This window comes from Haemophilus pittmaniae (genome assembly GCF_900186995.1).
GTDB lineage: Bacteria > Pseudomonadota > Gammaproteobacteria > Enterobacterales > Pasteurellaceae > Haemophilus_D > Haemophilus_D pittmaniae.
In genome coordinates, this window is record NZ_LT906463.1 from 1,560,114 (window position 1) to 1,576,791 (window position 16,678).

Here is a 16,678-nt window from a genome sequence, read left to right on the forward strand (position 1 = left end):
TCAATGCTAACTCATTGATTTTATTAGAGTTGGTTTTAAAATCAAAAATAGGGTATTGTGCCTGGCCGGTATGGCAAATTGTCATGCGATGTTAGAGTTAGATTTCCTATTCATTTTGCGGCTATTATTAGCCGCTCATTTTTTTAGAGGATGTTTAATGAAGGGCAAAAAAGCAAATTCCAAATTATTTCTTGTGTTATTACTCGGTGTATTGTCGGCTTTCGGGCCTTTTGTAGTGGATTTGTATTTGCCCTCATTACCGCAATTAGCAGATTACTTCAATACTCACGCCTCCATGACCCAACTGACGCTGACCACGGCGATGATTGGACTTGGAGTTGGGCAATTGTTTATCGGCCCATTAAGCGATAAATACGGGCGAAAAAAGCCGCTGATTATTTCATTGCTGATTTATGTGGTGAGTACCGTATTAATCGTATTTTCTCCGAATATCGAAAGCATGATTGTGTTACGCACACTGCAAGGTCTTTCTTCTGCCGGTAGCTTAGTCATTTCCCGTGCGGTAGCCACCGATTTATATCGCGGCCGTGAAATGACCCGTTTTTTCGGTCTACTGATGACGATCAATGGCTTAGCGCCAATTATCTCGCCAATTTTGGGGAGCATATTGATTGAATACATTAATTGGAAAGGCGTATTTGTCTTCTTAGCACTTTTGGGTATCGTGGTGTTGCTATTTTGTTTCCGTCTGCGTGAAAGCCTTCTTCCGGAAAATCGCCAACCGGGCTCGATCTTCGCGAGTTTTGCGACCTTTGGTAGCCTGTTAAAAAACCGTTTGTTTATGAGCTTTGTGGGTATTCAAACCCTGTTATTAGGTGCTATGTTCGCCTATATCGCAGCATCGCCGTTTATTTTTCAAACCTTTTATGGCCTCAATGCGGTGGCATTCGGGTTATGTTTTGGGTTAAATGGTGCGGCTTTAGTAATTGGTTCGACAAGAGGCGCTAAATTGACTAATCGCCGCGCGATGGTGCTTGGTATGGTTGGCTTTAGCGTAGCGGCAATTTATACGATTGCCATGTTGGTCATACAACCGCATTGGATTTTCGTGGAAATTGGTCTTTTCATTATGTTAATGATGATGGGCTTTACTTTCCCGGCCATTTCTTCTTTGGCTATGGAAAGTGAGCGACAAAATGCCGGTAGTGCTTCTGCGATGCTCGGCTTTGCACCGTTTTTCTTCGGCGGGATTGTTTCGCCATTGGTGGGTATCGGTAATATTTTCTATGCCACAGCGCTAGTGATTTTCTTCTGTGGCGTGCTGGGATTAGGCCTGTATATGCGAATTCGTCGCGCGATTGAAGGTTAATCTTGAGCCAAAATAAAAGCCGCATTGAATTGCGGCTTTTTTATTGGGGAAACGCCCCCTCGAAAATAAAAGTTTTTCTAAAAATAGGTGTTAACCCATTGATTTTATTAGAAATACTTTAAAAATCAGCTAATGCATTGATTTATTTCAGTTTTTCTAAACGGGCAATGGCAGCTTCATCGGATTGGCTTTGTAATTTCCACATCCGCCAGAATAGCAATCCTGCGGCTACGCTCAGTGCGATAATAAAGGCCACCCAGAAACCTTTTGCACCGATTGATGGCATTAGCCAATCGGTACGGGACAAGCAGTAACCGATAGGCATACCAAGCCCCCAGTAGGAGAAGAGGGTGATCCATAAAATGGTTTTGGTATCTTTATAGCCACGCAAGATGCCGCAAACTACCACTTGGGTTGAATCGGAAAACTGGTAAAGCGCAGTAATGATTAAGAGCCCGGATGCTAACGCAATAACTTGCGGTTCTTTGACGAAAATACTCGCGATGAAATCGCCCCACAATATTAAAATTGCCGCCATAACGGCTGCAATCAATAGCCCTATAAATAATCCGCCGTAGCTGATTTCTTTGGCATGTTGTATTTCTTTGGCGCCTAATGCTTGGCTCACCAAAATGGTACAGGCCATACCAATAGACATCGGGAACATAAACATAATCGAGGACACGTTTAATGCGATTTGGTGGCTGGCAACTACCTCAGCACCTAACGGTGAAAGCAATAGGGAACTGAGGGCAAATAAGGCCACTTCGCTACTTAATGCCACGCCAATAGGGAAGCCCAGTTTGAATAATTTGCTAATCGTAGCACGATCGGGCGCTTCAAAGAGCGGGGAGAATACTTTTAAGGAACGTTCGCTGTGATTTTTATAGGAATAAAGTAGCATCATCAATGCCATCAACCAGTTCACAATTGCTGTTGCGATACCACAACCGACCGCGCCAAAAGCAGGTAGTCCAAGTTTGCCGTAGATCAGTACATAGTTAAGCGGAATATTGACCAATAAACCACAGAAAGTAATTACCATGGCCGGTTTAGTTTTGGCAATGCCGTCATTTAAGCAACGAAAGTTAATCAGCAGCAGGTACCCCGGCAAGCCCCATAACATGGCATGCAGATAATCGGTGGTAATGCTCGCCATTTTGGCATCCATCTGCATATAACCTAAAACGCCGTCACTAAAATAGATCAACAGACCGATAGGAATGCAGCAAAGCATGGCAAGCCACAGACCTTGACGGACTTGGTGGGCGATCTTGTGACGCTGGCCGGAGCCGTTTAAATAGGCTACGGTTGGGGGAAGCGCCAATAAAATACCGTGGCCGAAAAGCACTAATGGTAACCAGATTGATGCGCCGACCGCAATTGCGGCCATATCGGTAGCACTCACCCGACCGGCCATGATGGTATCCACCAAGCCCATTGAGTTTTGTGCGATTTGAGCCAATAAAATCGGTGTAGCGATTTTTATTAGCTTACGAAGATCCGCGCCATCGCGGGAGAAAAGACTAACTTGCATAAGTTTGCTATACTGTGTCCGTTTTTTTGACGTAAGGAATAAAGAATGTTTACCGGAATCGTACAGGGCGTTGCCCAAATTCAGGCCATTAAAAAATCAGATCATTTTAGAACACAGACCATAAAATTACCACCGGCAATGCGTCAAGGATTGCAAGTCGGAGCATCCATTGCCAATAACGGGGTGTGTTTGACGGTGACACAAATTGACGGAGATTTGGTGAGTTTCGACATTATGCAGGAAACTTTACGCATCACTAATCTCGGCAGTTTAGAGGTGGGGGATTTTGTGAATATCGAACGCGCGATGCAGATGGGCGATGAAATTGGTGGGCATATTCTCTCCGGCCATGTTTATTGCACCGCGAGTGTTTCACATATTATTGAAACTGAAAATAATCGTCAGGTTTGGTTTAAATTGCCGAATAAAGATGTGATGAAATATATCCTTACCAAAGGCTTTATCGCCATTGATGGTATTAGCCTGACCATTGGTGAAGTTAAAGAAGATGAATTTTGCGTGAATTTAATTCCTGAAACCTTGCACCGAACCCTTATCGGAAAACGCCAAATAGGGGATTTAGTGAATATCGAAATAGATCCACAAACCCAAGCGATCGTGGATACTGTAGAGCGATATTTGCAGGGAAGAGGATTATAGTATCACCAGAATTTAATCAGCTAAGGTTCAAATGTATGAAACGCTATTATGACTTAAATCCCAGCAGTCCATTTTTTAACTTGATGCAAGATACCACGGAAGAAAATAAATTAACCGAGGATGAAAAAGAAAGAATTGTTTGGATTACAAGAACAAACCTTGTTGCAGTTGATCTCGAAACTGAAAAAAGCACAGCAGATGAAATGAACTATATCATTTACGGTGCGTTGAACAATATACCATCAGAGGAAATTGCCAAAAATTTACTCATCAATGAAATTGGCAGCGAAGCTGAAAAGTATTTATAAATTGGAGTAGAAGTAACTTAAAAAATCACATTAAATAGAAGTATTTTTTAATGTGATTTTTTATTGGTTATTCTTAGTAAAAGCAGTAATAGCGCTATATTTTATTTCGTAGTGCTACAATCCACTCAGAGATAGGTCGTTATCAGAGAGTTCTTCATTACACTCTTGCAAAAAAATTTTCAACAAGCGCTTAACATCGAGCACAGATAAAGGCAATGAAATTGGATACCGAGTTTTACCTTGAACCATTTTCAAATCGTTTAAAAAAAATCATTCGATAAATCGCCCCTATAATCATAAAAACGCAAATACGCGCGATTTAGGGCGGTTTTATGTTTTATTTAATTACACTCCGAAAATAGGCTTGCACATCCTCTAAAATATCGTCCTCGTCCTGCGGGGTTAAAACCAAGAACGGACGGGCGGGAATATCGACTTTTCGCCCACGTCCGGCTTTACCACCAAATTGATGGATTGCCGCGTAAGGCTCATTTGTTCCGACTATGGCGATGTTATTATCATAATAGCTGGTGATACTATTCATTAGATTTTCTGTATCAACAAGCGGCGTGCCTTGACGATATTTCAGCCCTAACCACTTCGGACGCCCGCCCGCGTCAAAGTTTTGCAACACCGCTGATTCCATTGTGCCGGCAATGCTACGCATGAGTGGCGTACGGTCTCGTGCGGCTGCCGCTAACCGTTCTAATATTGTGGCAATTTGTTGCGCATTATTAATTTCAATTTCTATCATAAGCGTTGATTTTTTAAAATTAAGGAGGTACATTTACCTTGCCACTAGAAAAGCGATGAATCTCGATGATCGCGGGCGAAGAGGTGAAATAGACTCGGGACTGTGTGCGGTGGGTTCGAGCCCCGCCTAGTGGCTTACTCTTTAAATGCCTTTCTCCATTGCTTATCGCTCACTAATCTAAACGACTGTACAAAAATTTCCGATTCTTTGCTCAGAGCTTTCAATACGGCAAGTAATTTCTTACCATTCACATCCTTATAAAATTGATACCCAAGCTTATCCTCTACGATTTTATCCGGAGAGTTGATAATATCCGGCAAACTTGCATAATCATCGATTCCAAACTCCTGCCCATCACGACTATTAAACTGTTTGATTAAGGTATCGTCAGATAGCCACACTGTGCCGGTTTTACTTTGCAATAAGTTTTTGCTTTGCACACTCAAGACACCTGCCGCAAACTTAAAGTTTTTGGTTAAACCATCACGTACCTGCAACATTTGCTCGGCAGTGAGTTTCTTCCCTTCATGGCTAGATGATTGCTTAATTTCTGTCACCTGTTTCGCCAGCAAATTAAAATCATGAGCAAATTCGCTTCCGCGCATCTCCACCTTGGCAAACTGGTGCGCCAGCTTTTCCGGGTAAAGATCTAAATTCGGCTTATAGTTCAATCGTCCAACATTATAATCAAAGCCTTTATCCGTTACTCGTACCGTGCCATCGGGCAATTTAAAACCAATCGTTTTTTCACGGTTTCCGGCTTTATCGGCAGGGCGTTCAACTTCGACTAAAAATTCTGAGCTGTCGTCCGGTTTATCCATGCCACGGCGTTGTAAATCACGTTCAGCAAGTGCAATCACTGAGCAGCGACAATTAAACCCATTTGGTGGGTAAAATGTCGCCCAAAATGGATCATCATAACGGTAAATTTTGCCGTTTAATGCTAAATGAGCCGGGCGGGTTCTTTCGTCGCCTACGGCGGAATATTGCCAGTAGGGGCGATTGTCTACATTATCCCGCATGCGTTGATAGCGAGCCGCAGAATAAGCCGTCAGCATATTTACTCTGTAAGTCGTATTTAAACAGCGGGGGGGTTGTAGCTCCCTTTTTCATTTCGCAGTGCTATAATAGGGACAGCAAAAAGCCTCATGCCGCAAGGTTTAGGGGCTTTTGTTTTGTCTAAAAAATGGCTAAAAAAGCAATAATTGATTTGAATTGACCTTTTTTTCTTGCAGTTTTTTCTCTCCCACTAAAATTTCCATGCTCGCAAATTGTTTTTCTGTAATAGATAAGCATCGAATAGAGCCTTCTTCAGGTAAGTGTGCAACGAGTCTTTTATGATGTTTTTCTAAAGCATCTCGCCCTTTAATAATTCGAGTGTAAATAGAAAGTTGCAACATTTGATAACCATCTTTAAGTAAAAATTGACGAAATTGGTTTGCAGCCCGCATTTTTGCTTTAGTAGTAACCGGTAAATCAAATAAAACGATCATACGCATAAATACCCCCTCACTCATATTGATATTCCTGCAATATATCGATTTCAGGTAACTGCAATAATGCTGCATTTTTTTGAATAAGTGTAATTTGTAAAGAGGAAATAGCTTTATCAATGGCAGTTAAAACACTCACTTTTTCTTGGTTAAAGCATAGTTGATGATGCAAGATTTTAATTAATTGCTGTTTTGATAGAGGACTGAGATTTTGGGAGAGTAATCCTTTTTCGAGCAAGTCCCATACCAGCAAATCAACAAGAGGGCGAAACGGTTCAATAAAATCATCCGCTAAATTAAAGGCATTGAGTTCGCTATGATGAAATAAACCTAATTGAGGTAGCCAACCATAAAGAACAAGGCTTCTTGCCACAGCTGAACGCATAACGGAATAAGCATAGTTCAGATGTATATTAATCGAATTGTTTTCTTCTTTTCGTCTGAAATGAGCGCCGAATAATCCAGAGAAATAAATGACCGCACTTTGTGCCTCAATATTATCTTTATCGCCTGATTTCACTAAATTAGCGAGCCGTAGTAACCGCTCTGATTTTTCTTGATGCTGACAGAGTGATAAGACTTTTGCTTGATTACGAATTTTTTGTTGCACAATGCGTTGCCAAAGTTGTTTTTTCAGTGGCAAGCTCGTTTCAAGTTGTAATTTAAGGGTTTTTAATTGTCGATAATATTGATTAAAAGGGAGCCATTGACCACAAGGTAAAAATTGTTCATCACAACTCAATAAAGTAATCCCGTATAAACCGAATGCCGAGAGCAATGGAAGGGTAATCACTGTTTCTCGGCTTTCCACAACAACAATAGCAATATCTTCTAAAGGAACGGTAAATTCGTTTCCTTCTTGTTGAATCAACATTTGTTGTTGATGCAAAGAGAGTTTTCCTCCCTTACTAATAAGAAGACTTCTCCATGTCATAATGTATCCTTATAAAAAATCCCCATACGTATACGTAGTACGTATGAGGATTAAATTGAGATTAACGAACAGATTGGCATTTACTTGGGTTACATAAACGAATATTTTTCCCAAGTTCATCTATTTGATATTTTTCAAAGGAAAGAGCTAGTTTTATTCCAACACCTTGATGAATACCGCCTTTTGCTTTAGATTTTTCTAGATCATGTTCCTTAATAGCAATATTACCTGTTGCTCGGTCAAGCCCATTAAAGTAACCCAAAATTGTTTTCTTTTTAGTGACTAATTTTACTAAGTCATTTGGGTGCAATGAAAATTTGAAAATTGCAGAGTTATCCATCACTTCCCAATCTTCCTCATCTTTATATTGTGTCGCAGCTTTATTAGGCAAAATACCCTTAGCTACTTGCCAGGTATAAATTGGCACAAGGAAATATTTTCCATCTTTAGTGAAAACATCTACTCTCACCATAGAAGCATTATCCGCGACACCATTACCCTCACGGACTAATACGCCAGATTTTTGTACTTGCTCTACCCGTACTGATTTAACAATAGCCCCGCCTTTTTTTATAAAAGGTTCAGCAAACGCTTTGGCAGGATCATCATTAAACGCCTCTAGACGAGCTTTTAAAGCATCATAAAGATCTTTTTCACGTTCACGATTTACCATCAATTCTAAATCTTTTAATTTTAATTTAGTGAGTGGCATTTTAATCACGCTTATCCCTTCATTGAGACGTTTCGCGGATTTCACGGTTTCCATGTGTCCTTGACCGGTCATTTTGCGTGTTGGCATTCGAGATACAAACAGAGGTTGGACAAATTCATGATTTGCTTGTGGACGATCTGGCAATCTATTTTCTAGCTCTAGTTTAGGATTATCACTAAAAATTCGGATTTCAACTTCTTGTTTGAAAAATTGCCATGGTGTAGGGAAGTGTAATGGAATAATTTCACCCGTTTCACGATCTATTCGTTCACCAGTGAATACATCGCCTGCTTCAAAACGAACAAAACGTGTGATTTTTTGCTGCATAGCGACGGTTGAGCAAGCAACCACAACGGCATCTAAAGCGTGATGGCGCTCATTGTCTTCACGTGATTTTGCTAATCCCCAACGACTACGAAGTAAAGCAGTAATTTGCCCGTTGGAAGCAAATACTTTGCGTTTTCCTTCACCTGTTAAGTGCATATTATCTGCAATAAAGTTACATAAGAAACGAGCAACGTAGCGCGTATCATTTAAGTTACGTTCAATAAAGCCCTTTTCATCAAGCTTTTGGCTTAGGATGCGTTGTTTTTTCGCATAAGGGAATGCACTGGTTTCAACTAATGCTTTGAAAGCTCTCCAGCGTTCGCTGTTATGTTTACCATCTAGCCATTCAAAAGGGGTTAAATTGCCTTTGTTTTGATTTTCATTAGCAAGCACTAGTACTTTATTGTTGAAGCTATCATCCCAAGTGCGGGAGAATGGCAAGGCATGATCGACTTCTACATAGCCTTTTTCTAATAAACGGTGTAATTCGATAGGTTTGCCGGAATATAAACATTTTGCATTTTGTTGCTTATAAAGTCGCATTTTTAAAATGTCTTTGGCTTTAGGTTCACCTGCAAAATGAGGGAAGTATTCTTTAAATTCCTTGATTGCGTTTTCACGCTGTTTACGATTTTCTTCCTGACGTTTTTCTAGTTCACGACGATCTTTGTAAGATTTGCCGACTTCGCGTCCCGTTTCAATATGAATACGAGCTGGCGAACCATATAATCGCACTACACCATTAATCACTTTACGAGCCTGCGTGAGTGTTCGTAAAACCACAGGATTACGAATTTCATCAGCTGGAATCTGTGGTAAGAAGTAATGGTTTTCTTCTGTTTTTTTACCATATGTTTTTTTACCATAATGATCGCCATACATTTCATGACAAGCCTCGTCATAGCGTAGTCCTTGTTGCATTAATGGCAGAAGTTTATATAAAGCTTTAAGAGATAATTGGATAAATTTATCAAAACTAAGATTTTCCAATAAGGCATTTAATACAGGCTGAGAGAGTTTTCCTGCTAAGTAAGTACTGATGTCTTCATCAGTTTTATATAATGAAAACGCTGTGCCAATTTCATCTAATAATGTTGAATTTTCCTTTAATTCCGTCCATTCAGCTTTTAGGTTATTACCTTCCAATACCTTACGAATTTGGTGATAGGCTTTCATTTCCATCAGTGTTGTTTTGGTTTCAATGGCTTTTTTATCTTCACCGGAATAACGGAGACCTTTAAAGATTGCCTCATCAGATAAATTTAGTATTGAACGTACTTGTGCATAAGTTAATTTAGCTTTTTCATAAGGTTGTTCGATTAGAATTAAACGTTCATTATCATTTAAAGCACGCTCTAAGCCATTTTCTTGAATACGTAAATTATTTAATTTTGTTATCCAAACAAAACGTTCTGCAGTATAGGTGTTTTTAGCTGCCTTATATTCATCTTCAAAAGTACATTTACCGAGCATTTTTAAAATGGCTTCACCAGATAGGGCAGGCTTTTGCCACATTAAAAGTGCTGTCAAATTTTCTAATAATTTTTCTGAAGCAAATGGATTACCAAAGTGTTGTTGACGAGAGAAGAGGAGTTCCATTTCGGCGAGTAAGTCTAGTCGGCTAAACGTGTGAGTATAGGCGCCTTGTTGGTTACGGATATGGCCTTCTTCGACCTCAAATTTTTTTACAGCAAGTTCTGCAGGCGTGCGATATGTAGTTTGTTGCAGTAATTCATGGTTACTGGCTACACCGCTTAATAACGCGCCTAGCTCTTTATTTTCGCTTTTACTTTCATTTTTACGCTGAGATAAATAACCACGGTGCTTAATTAAATGTAATAACACAGCAGCCCATTCTTGGCGTTTTAGTTTACGATCTAGACCTTCGACACGTAGCTGCCAAACTTGATGAGGAAGACGTTCATCAGTGGATAATAGGATATTTTCTAATTTTAGAAGTCGTTTTGCTTTTTTCAGGCGAGCAACGCGACGCTGAGTTAATCGACGAGCGGAGCGGGCTAAACGGCGAGATAATGCTAGACTTTCCCCTGTTTTTGGTACTTCGGCTCGTTCAAATGTACGCACCCCAACGTCAATTAAGCATAGGGGATTTTCCTCTTTATCAATTTCAACAACAGCCCAACCAACAGAGGCAATGCCAAGATCTAAGCCAAGGATATAATGCAAGTTCTTATTTTCCATAATTTGGTTCCTTTTTATTTATAGTAGATGGTTAAATTTTAGCAAGTTTTTGGATGAAGAGTATATTGACTGCAAAAAAATAAAAAGATAGAATTTACAACGTTGTAATAGCACTGCGAAATGAAAACCGTTGTTACAATAAGAGATTAGTTTCTCGCAAAGTTCTGCCCCTTAAAACCTTCGTTTTAAGGGGCATCTTTTTTTACATTTTAAATATGAAAATGGTAAAACAAAAAACGCCCAACAAAAATGTTGAGCGTTTTTTTGAATTTAATTTGTCAATTTTACTTATCTGATTTTGTTTGTTTTTTTGATCTTTTCCATTTCCAAAATAAGAAAGCAGCCAGCGCGATGATTAAAATATAAATAATAGTTTGGCCTTTTTGAATTTGGGCGTGTAACCAGTCGAGATTTTTGGCACCGAATTCACCAAGGTATACCCAAATCGGTACGGAAATAATGGCGGCACAGAAGTCGATAAATACGAAGTGTGGGTAGCTCACTTTACGGGTGATGCCAGAAACAATGTAAATTGGTGCCCGTAAACCCGGTAGGAAGCGCGCGACAAAGAGCACTCTTGAACCGTATTGAGCGAATTTTTCACGTACCATACGCAGGCGTTGTAAGGTCACTACTTTGCGGATTAATTTAAAGCGGAGGATGCGGGCGCCATAGTAGCGGCCAAGCCAATACATGCAGGAATCGCCGGCCAGTACACCGATCAAACTGACCAATAGCATTAAATGGGAATTGACGCTTTCCGGGTAAAGTCCTGCAATGACGCCGCCGGAAACAAGGGTGATATCTTCCGGAATCGGTACTCCGAAACCGCAAATAATTAAAACAAAAAATACCGCCCAATAACCGTAATCGGTAAAAAAGCTAATCAATAATTCCATTTGGTCAATCACCCCGAAGATTCAAAAAATCGCAACATTTTAAAAGTTTTACGCAAATTTGCAAATTTGACTAGAAAAATTTGCGGTTTATCGATGAATCCTCTATAATCCGCGACCTCAAAGTTCGCTTTGAGCCCATTTAGGAAAATTGCTGGGTCGCCTGCAATTTTTTTTATTTTTAACTTTACATACAGAGAACATAAAAATGGCATTTAAATTCAACGCTGAAGTTCGTTCTGCGCAAGGTAAGGGTGCGAGCCGCCGCCTGCGTCACAATGGTCAAATCCCTGCAATCGTTTATGGTGGCAGCGAAGCGCCTGTTTCCGTTATCTTAAACCATGACGAAGTAAACAACGCGCAAGTTCACGACAGCTTCTATTCCGATGTAATCACCCTTGTGATCGAAGGCAAAGAAGTGGCTGTAAAAGTGCAAGCGATGCAACGTCACCCGTTCAAACCAAAATTGGTTCACATTGACTTCAAACGCGCATAATCCAGTATTTACGCTATCTAAAGTCAATTTTAATTCCGAAACCTTTTCTTATTTTTAGGTTTAAAGCTTAATAAACTCAATGAGTTTAAAAACGTTTCGGAACCTGTTGTGACATGAAAAGTCCCGTCGATTTGTTGACGGGACTTTTTTATTTGATGATATTTTAAATTGAAGTCTTGTTAGGCTTGTCCGAATTAAAGCCGCTATCCGTGCTGAATAATGGGGAAGAAGGGCGGATTTCAAAGTACACTAAAGTCATCAATAGTCATATTTTGCGCATAAAAAAACCGTCCATTAGGACGGTTTTTTCGTTATTGATCTTCTTTATTCCGTTCAATCAATTTGTATTGGCGAAAAAATGCTTGCACGGCAAAGGCAATTGTAATGCCGGAAATTACACCTAAGATAAACATTCAGTTACTCCATTTTATCTAATTGAAATCTAGTAAAAGGATAGTCAATGCCATCCCGCCTTAAATTGCATTAACTTCGCTAATGCTCATGTTATTGATTTAGTTTAATAAATGGTACGGTTCCATTTGGCGTCATGGTTGTTGGTAGTACGCCATTCCATTTTTCGGCTGCAGTTAATTCTACCAATTGGCGGTTTTCTTTTAATGCTTCAGCTTTAGCGCGAATGGCTGCCGCTTCGGCTTCACCGGCTAAGCGAACTTTTTCTGCGTCAGCTTTTGCTTGGATAATTTCCGCATCGGCTTTTGCTTGCGCATCAACACGGGCAATCTCGGCTTTCTTCTGTTGGATAATTAAATTACGCTCTTCGGTTTGGATTGCCACGTTCTTTTGAACACTTTCTTCCACGCGTCTTTCATATTCTTTGTTGAAATTAATCACGCTTTGTACGGAGGTAATTTCAAGTGGATAGCCTTGTACCGCCTCACGAATTTGCGCCGTAATATCGTTGGTTAATTGTGCCCGATTTTCTAATGCCAACTGCGCAGAATAGCGGGAGAAAACGATCTCTAATGCTTGACGGCTACGAGGTTCAAGCAGTTGGTTGATCATATTTTCTGTGTTGCGGTAGTTTTTATACACCGCCACCGGATCGGTTAATTTAAATGTAATAGTTAATGCCGTAGTGACAGTTTGGGTATCGCGGGTATAAGCGGCAACACCGGAGGTGACATCACCAAAATCATCAAATCTTCCGATAGTCACTTTTTGTTCACGCGTGCTGAACACTACATCATCTTCAAGCCAGCTTCGCCAATGCAAACCGGCGGATTTGGTTTCTTGGATTTCACCGTAACGGGTGATTAATCCGATTTCTCCCTCGTCAACGGAGAATGGAGAACAGGCTGATAGTGATGAAGCAATAGCAGCTGCAATTGCAATATGCATGATTGATTTTTTCATTTTTTCCTTCTTTTTTGGGTATTTTTAATAAAAATAAAAAACCGCCAAAGGCGGTGCTGAGTTAATTTTGGTTGATTGTGGTTCCCAATATTCGGCTAGGTTTAAAAGCACGCATTCATCATTCCAAGGCATCATGAAATATACCAATAGGATTGCTGGCAAGCCGAATCAATCAGCGGCCGAATCATAGCATATTTCATTCACTAGCCTAATATAAAATAGCCATAGTAAGACGTTAAAATTAAAATAAATCGCAGCAAGTTATTGATTATGTTAGGATAAACAGCTAGTTTTAGGCACTTAAGTATGGTTCTTCAAAGGGCTTAATTGAGTAGGGTTTTTAAAAGCCCGAATTAATGGGTTTTATCATTAAAGGGCATTTAGAAACGCCATGCCGTTTTTGGAAGTTTTATCTAAAATTGATTCTAAGTCATTGATTTTATTATAGTTGATCTAAAAATGTTTATTCGGAGCAGAAAATCATGAAAATAGCCCTCGGTGTGGAATATAACGGTGCGGCCTATTATGGTTGGCAACGGCAGGAGAGTGCACCTTCGGTGCAAGGGGCATTGGAAAAGGCACTTTCCACGATCGCTAATCAATCGATTGAGGTGTTTTGTGCCGGTCGTACCGATAGCGGCGTGCATGGAACCGGTCAGGTCGTGCATTTTGAAACCGATGTGTTACGACCAGAAAAGGCTTGGGCTTTTGGTACCAATGCAAATTTACCCGATGATATAGCAGTACGTTGGGCGAAGCAGGTTGATGAGGATTTTCATGCCCGTTTTTCCGCTGAATTTCGCCGTTACCGCTATATTTTATATTGCGATAAATTGCGTCCTGCCATTTTACCAGCGGGGGTCACCCATTGCCATTGGGATTTAGATGAGCAAAAAATGCATGCCGCGGGGCAGTTGTTATTGGGAGAAAATGATTTTTCCAGTTTTCGTGCTGCGCAATGCCAATCCCGCTCGCCTTGGCGTAACGTACATCATTTAACAGTCAGTCGTTATGGGCGTTATGTGGTAGTAGATATTCAGGCGAATGCCTTTGTGCACCATATGGTGCGCAATATTGTCGGTAGTTTGTTGGAAGTCGGTGCTGGACATCAGCCAGTAGCCTGGATTGGTGAATTATTGGCGCAAAAAGATCGCCGTCTAGCGGCCCCTACCGCAAAACCGTATGGACTTTATTTGGTGCAAGTGGGGTATCCGGCACGCTTTGCGATTCCCCAAACTCCGCTAGGTCCGTTGTTCTTATCCGACTAGAAAAAGCACCTGAAATGTGCTTAAATACGCGGAATTTTTTAGTCAGTCAAAAAAGGTAACAAATGAGCTGGATTGATCGAATTTTTAGCAAGGGCACTTCCTCTTCCTCACGTAAAGCTAACGTGCCGGAAGGTGTGTGGACCAAATGTACTTCTTGCGAACAAGTGTTATACGGTGAAGAAGTCAAACGCAATCTTTATGTTTGCCCGAAATGTGGCCATCATATGCGAATCGATGCGCGCGAACGTCTTTTATCTCTATTGGACGAAGGCTCAAGCCATGAGTTGTCGGCGGATCTTGAACCGAAAGATATTCTTAAATTTAGAGATTTGAAAAAATATAAGGATCGTCTTTCTGCCGCACAAAAAGATACTGGTGAAAATGATGCTTTGATTACTATGCAAGGTACACTTTACAACATGCCGGTTGTTGTTGCTGCATCAAACTTTGCCTTTATGGGCGGTTCAATGGGCTCGGTAGTTGGTGCTAAGTTTGTGAGAGCGGCAGAAAAAGCGATGGAATTAAATTGTCCGTTTGTGTGTTTTTCTGCTAGTGGCGGTGCGCGTATGCAAGAAGCGTTATTCTCTCTCATGCAAATGGCTAAAACCAGCGCGGTATTGGCAAAAATGCGTGAACAAGGTGTGCCTTTTATTTCTGTACTAACCGATCCAACCTTAGGCGGTGTGTCAGCCAGTTTTGCTATGTTGGGTGATGTGAATATTGCCGAACCAAAAGCCTTAATTGGTTTTGCCGGCCCACGGGTTATTGAACAAACCGTACGGGAAAAATTACCGGAAGGTTTCCAACGTAGTGAATTCCTATTGGAAAAAGGTGCGATTGACATGATCGTCAAACGTGGTGAGATGCGCCGTACCTTGGCCGATTTATTAAGTAAAATGACCAATCAACCGTCTCCTTTTAAAGAAGCCGAAATTGTTGAACATGTTTAAACGAAACACGCAATTAAAAGCCACTTCGCCACTCGCCGAGTGGCTTTATTATTTAGAAAATAGCCATAGCAAAGTAATTGATCTTGGCTTAGAACGAATTCGTCGGGTTGCTGATGAATTGGATTTACGCACACCTGCGCCTTTTGTGATTACTGTGGGGGGAACGAATGGTAAAGGTACCACTTGCCGTCTATTAGAAACCCTGTTAATCAATCATGGATTGCGGGTTGGCGTATATTCCTCACCGCATTTGTTACGTTATAACGAGCGCGTGCGTGTTCAAGGGGAAGAATTACCCGATGCCGCCCATTGTGCCTCTTTTGCATTTATTGAAAATACTCGAAGCGAATCCCTAAGCTATTTTGAGTTTAGTACGTTATCGGCATTACATTTGTTTAAGCAGGCCAAATTGGATGTGGTAATTTTAGAAGTCGGATTAGGCGGTCGTTTGGATGCCACCAATATCGTGGATAGCGATATTGCTGTGATTACCAGCATTGATATCGATCACACCGATTTCTTAGGTGATAGCCGTGAGCAAATCGCCTTTGAAAAAGCCGGCATTTTCCGTGCCGGAAAACCTGTGGTGATTGGTGAACCTGATGTGCCGCAATCCATGTTAGCTCAGGCTGAGCAGTTGCAATGTATGGTATTTCGTCGTGGTAAAGATTGGATGTTTGAGTCTGGGCAGGAAAGCTGGTCATGGCATTGTGCCGATATCCAATGGGAGAATTTACCACTGTGTCGTATTCCACTGGCAAATGCCGCAACAGTCTTAGCGGTAGTGCACCAATTACCTTTTGCTATTACTTCGCAGAATATTCGAAAATCGTTGCAGGATGTGGAATTGACCGGACGTTTTCAATCCTTAAATGATGCTCAACGACACCGCCTGAGTGTCAATTTAGGCTGTGCCTTAGCATCCTTACCTGAATTAATTTTAGATGTGGGACATAATCCGCATGCGGCAGGTTTTTTAGCCGAAAAATTAGCCGGATTAAAAGACCAAGGAAAAATTATTGCGGTTTGTGGCATGCTCAAAGATAAGGATGCAGAAGCGGTATTTACCCGTCTTCAGGGATTAATCGAGCAATGGATTTGCGTGACCTTGCAAGGACCTCGCGGACAAACAGCCGATGAGCTACAAGCAAAATTGTACTCGACTCAACCGAATGCTAAGTCACAATTAGCTGATAGTGTTGCTGAAGGTGTTGAACGAGCAATCGCCCAAGCAACGCCGCAGGATAAGGTGTTGGTATTTGGCTCTTTCCATACCGTTGGTGAGTTTCTGCAGATGCTTTAGCTTATCCAAACGAAAAAATCGCTGTGACCATTAGGAGACAGCGATTTTTTTATTTCACAGCGATGAAATGGCTGGGATAATTTGTTTTTTAATCAATGCTAATAAAATCAATGGGTTAGGTGTTATTTTCGGAA

Annotated in this window: 14 protein-coding genes and 1 pseudogene; 7 read left to right on the forward strand and 8 right to left on the reverse strand. The window is 40.9% G+C overall.

What is annotated here, in order from left to right:
* The first annotated feature begins 157 nt into the window (after positions 1 to 157).
* A complete protein-coding gene (locus CKV74_RS07590) occupies positions 158 to 1,330 on the forward strand; it encodes a multidrug effflux MFS transporter (RefSeq protein ID WP_007241432.1) in 1,173 nt (390 codons plus the stop codon).
* A gap of 142 nt (positions 1,331 to 1,472) precedes the next feature.
* Here the strand turns inward: CKV74_RS07590 and CKV74_RS07595 are convergent, their stop codons facing one another.
* Positions 1,473 to 2,867 (reverse strand): MATE family efflux transporter, encoded by a 1,395-nt coding sequence (locus tag CKV74_RS07595; protein ID WP_095176965.1) that lies wholly within the window; start codon positions 2,865 to 2,867, stop codon positions 1,473 to 1,475.
* 45 nt (positions 2,868 to 2,912) lie between these two features.
* On the opposite strand from CKV74_RS07595, the gene CKV74_RS07600 reads away from it, so the two are divergent.
* Positions 2,913 to 3,527 (forward strand): riboflavin synthase, encoded by a 615-nt coding sequence (locus CKV74_RS07600; protein ID WP_007243396.1) that lies wholly within the window; start codon positions 2,913 to 2,915, stop codon positions 3,525 to 3,527.
* A gap of 35 nt (positions 3,528 to 3,562) precedes the next feature.
* Positions 3,563 to 3,835: a hypothetical protein gene (locus tag CKV74_RS07605; RefSeq protein ID WP_007243440.1), complete on the forward strand. Its 273-nt coding sequence runs from the start codon at positions 3,563 to 3,565 to the stop codon at positions 3,833 to 3,835.
* 337 nt (positions 3,836 to 4,172) lie between these two features.
* On the opposite strand, the gene CKV74_RS07610 is transcribed toward CKV74_RS07605, so the two are convergent.
* From CKV74_RS07610 to CKV74_RS07635, 6 genes and pseudogenes are all read right to left on the reverse strand, one after another.
* Entirely contained in the window at positions 4,173 to 4,589 is a 417-nt protein-coding gene (locus CKV74_RS07610; RefSeq protein WP_007243429.1) for a phage virion morphogenesis protein, read from the reverse strand.
* A 134-nt stretch (positions 4,590 to 4,723) separates the two neighbouring features.
* Positions 4,724 to 5,680 (reverse strand): annotated as a pseudogene (locus CKV74_RS07615) (phage minor head protein); the annotation flags it as partial.
* A gap of 99 nt (positions 5,681 to 5,779) precedes the next feature.
* Positions 5,780 to 6,106 (reverse strand): CRISPR-associated endonuclease Cas2, encoded by a 327-nt coding sequence (cas2, locus tag CKV74_RS07620; protein ID WP_095176966.1) that lies wholly within the window; start codon positions 6,104 to 6,106, stop codon positions 5,780 to 5,782.
* The gene (gene cas1 / locus CKV74_RS07625) at positions 6,099 to 7,016 is read right to left on the reverse strand and encodes a type II CRISPR-associated endonuclease Cas1 (RefSeq protein ID WP_095176967.1); all 918 of its coding nucleotides are present in this window, start codon (positions 7,014 to 7,016) and stop codon (positions 6,099 to 6,101) included. The genes cas2 and cas1 overlap by 8 nt, the downstream gene beginning before the upstream one ends.
* Before the next feature lie 61 nt (positions 7,017 to 7,077).
* Positions 7,078 to 10,257, reverse strand: a complete 3,180-nt coding sequence (gene cas9 / locus CKV74_RS07630; protein WP_095176968.1) for a type II CRISPR RNA-guided endonuclease Cas9 — start codon at positions 10,255 to 10,257, stop codon at positions 7,078 to 7,080.
* Positions 10,258 to 10,541: 284 nt separating this feature from the next.
* Positions 10,542 to 11,156: a DedA family protein gene (locus CKV74_RS07635; protein WP_007243369.1), complete on the reverse strand. Its 615-nt coding sequence runs from the start codon at positions 11,154 to 11,156 to the stop codon at positions 10,542 to 10,544.
* Between the two features lie 205 nt (positions 11,157 to 11,361).
* On the opposite strand from CKV74_RS07635, the gene rplY reads away from it, so the two are divergent.
* Positions 11,362 to 11,649, forward strand: a complete 288-nt coding sequence (rplY, locus tag CKV74_RS07640; protein ID WP_007243378.1) for a 50S ribosomal protein L25 — start codon at positions 11,362 to 11,364, stop codon at positions 11,647 to 11,649.
* 504 nt (positions 11,650 to 12,153) lie between these two features.
* Here the strand turns inward: rplY and CKV74_RS07645 are convergent.
* On the reverse strand, positions 12,154 to 13,023 hold the full coding sequence (locus tag CKV74_RS07645; RefSeq protein ID WP_007243426.1) for an SPFH domain-containing protein: 870 nt from the start codon (positions 13,021 to 13,023) through the stop codon (positions 12,154 to 12,156).
* A gap of 482 nt (positions 13,024 to 13,505) precedes the next feature.
* Here CKV74_RS07645 and truA point away from each other — a divergent pair, with 482 nt between their 5' ends.
* From truA to folC, 3 genes are all read left to right on the forward strand, one after another.
* Entirely contained in the window at positions 13,506 to 14,291 is a 786-nt protein-coding gene (gene truA, locus CKV74_RS07650; RefSeq protein WP_007243416.1) for a tRNA pseudouridine(38-40) synthase TruA, read from the forward strand.
* A gap of 62 nt (positions 14,292 to 14,353) precedes the next feature.
* A complete protein-coding gene (accD, locus tag CKV74_RS07655; protein ID WP_007243398.1) occupies positions 14,354 to 15,241 on the forward strand; it encodes an acetyl-CoA carboxylase, carboxyltransferase subunit beta in 888 nt (295 codons plus the stop codon).
* A complete protein-coding gene (folC, locus tag CKV74_RS07660) occupies positions 15,234 to 16,544 on the forward strand; it encodes a bifunctional tetrahydrofolate synthase/dihydrofolate synthase (RefSeq protein WP_007243366.1) in 1,311 nt (436 codons plus the stop codon). Before accD ends, folC begins: the two co-directional genes overlap by 8 nt.
* The last annotated feature ends 134 nt before the right edge of the window (positions 16,545 to 16,678 follow it).

What these genes read in the sequence shown, in the direction of transcription:
- CKV74_RS07590 (WP_007241432.1), top strand. Translation starts at nt 158, where the DNA reads ATGAAGGGCAAAAAAGCAAATTCCAAATTATTTCTTGTGTTATTACTC.
- CKV74_RS07595 (WP_095176965.1), bottom strand. Translation starts at nt 2,867, where the DNA reads ATGCAAGTTAGTCTTTTCTCCCGCGATGGCGCGGATCTTCGTAAGCTA.
- CKV74_RS07600 (WP_007243396.1), top strand. Translation starts at nt 2,913, where the DNA reads ATGTTTACCGGAATCGTACAGGGCGTTGCCCAAATTCAGGCCATTAAA.
- CKV74_RS07605 (WP_007243440.1), top strand. Translation starts at nt 3,563, where the DNA reads ATGAAACGCTATTATGACTTAAATCCCAGCAGTCCATTTTTTAACTTG.
- CKV74_RS07610 (WP_007243429.1), bottom strand. Translation starts at nt 4,589, where the DNA reads ATGATAGAAATTGAAATTAATAATGCGCAACAAATTGCCACAATATTA.
- cas2 (WP_095176966.1), bottom strand. Translation starts at nt 6,106, where the DNA reads ATGAGTGAGGGGGTATTTATGCGTATGATCGTTTTATTTGATTTACCG.
- cas1 (WP_095176967.1), bottom strand. Translation starts at nt 7,016, where the DNA reads ATGACATGGAGAAGTCTTCTTATTAGTAAGGGAGGAAAACTCTCTTTG.
- cas9 (WP_095176968.1), bottom strand. Translation starts at nt 10,257, where the DNA reads ATGGAAAATAAGAACTTGCATTATATCCTTGGCTTAGATCTTGGCATT.
- CKV74_RS07635 (WP_007243369.1), bottom strand. Translation starts at nt 11,156, where the DNA reads ATGGAATTATTGATTAGCTTTTTTACCGATTACGGTTATTGGGCGGTA.
- rplY (WP_007243378.1), top strand. Translation starts at nt 11,362, where the DNA reads ATGGCATTTAAATTCAACGCTGAAGTTCGTTCTGCGCAAGGTAAGGGT.
- CKV74_RS07645 (WP_007243426.1), bottom strand. Translation starts at nt 13,023, where the DNA reads ATGAAAAAATCAATCATGCATATTGCAATTGCAGCTGCTATTGCTTCA.
- truA (WP_007243416.1), top strand. Translation starts at nt 13,506, where the DNA reads ATGAAAATAGCCCTCGGTGTGGAATATAACGGTGCGGCCTATTATGGT.
- accD (WP_007243398.1), top strand. Translation starts at nt 14,354, where the DNA reads ATGAGCTGGATTGATCGAATTTTTAGCAAGGGCACTTCCTCTTCCTCA.
- folC (WP_007243366.1), top strand. Translation starts at nt 15,234, where the DNA reads ATGTTTAAACGAAACACGCAATTAAAAGCCACTTCGCCACTCGCCGAG.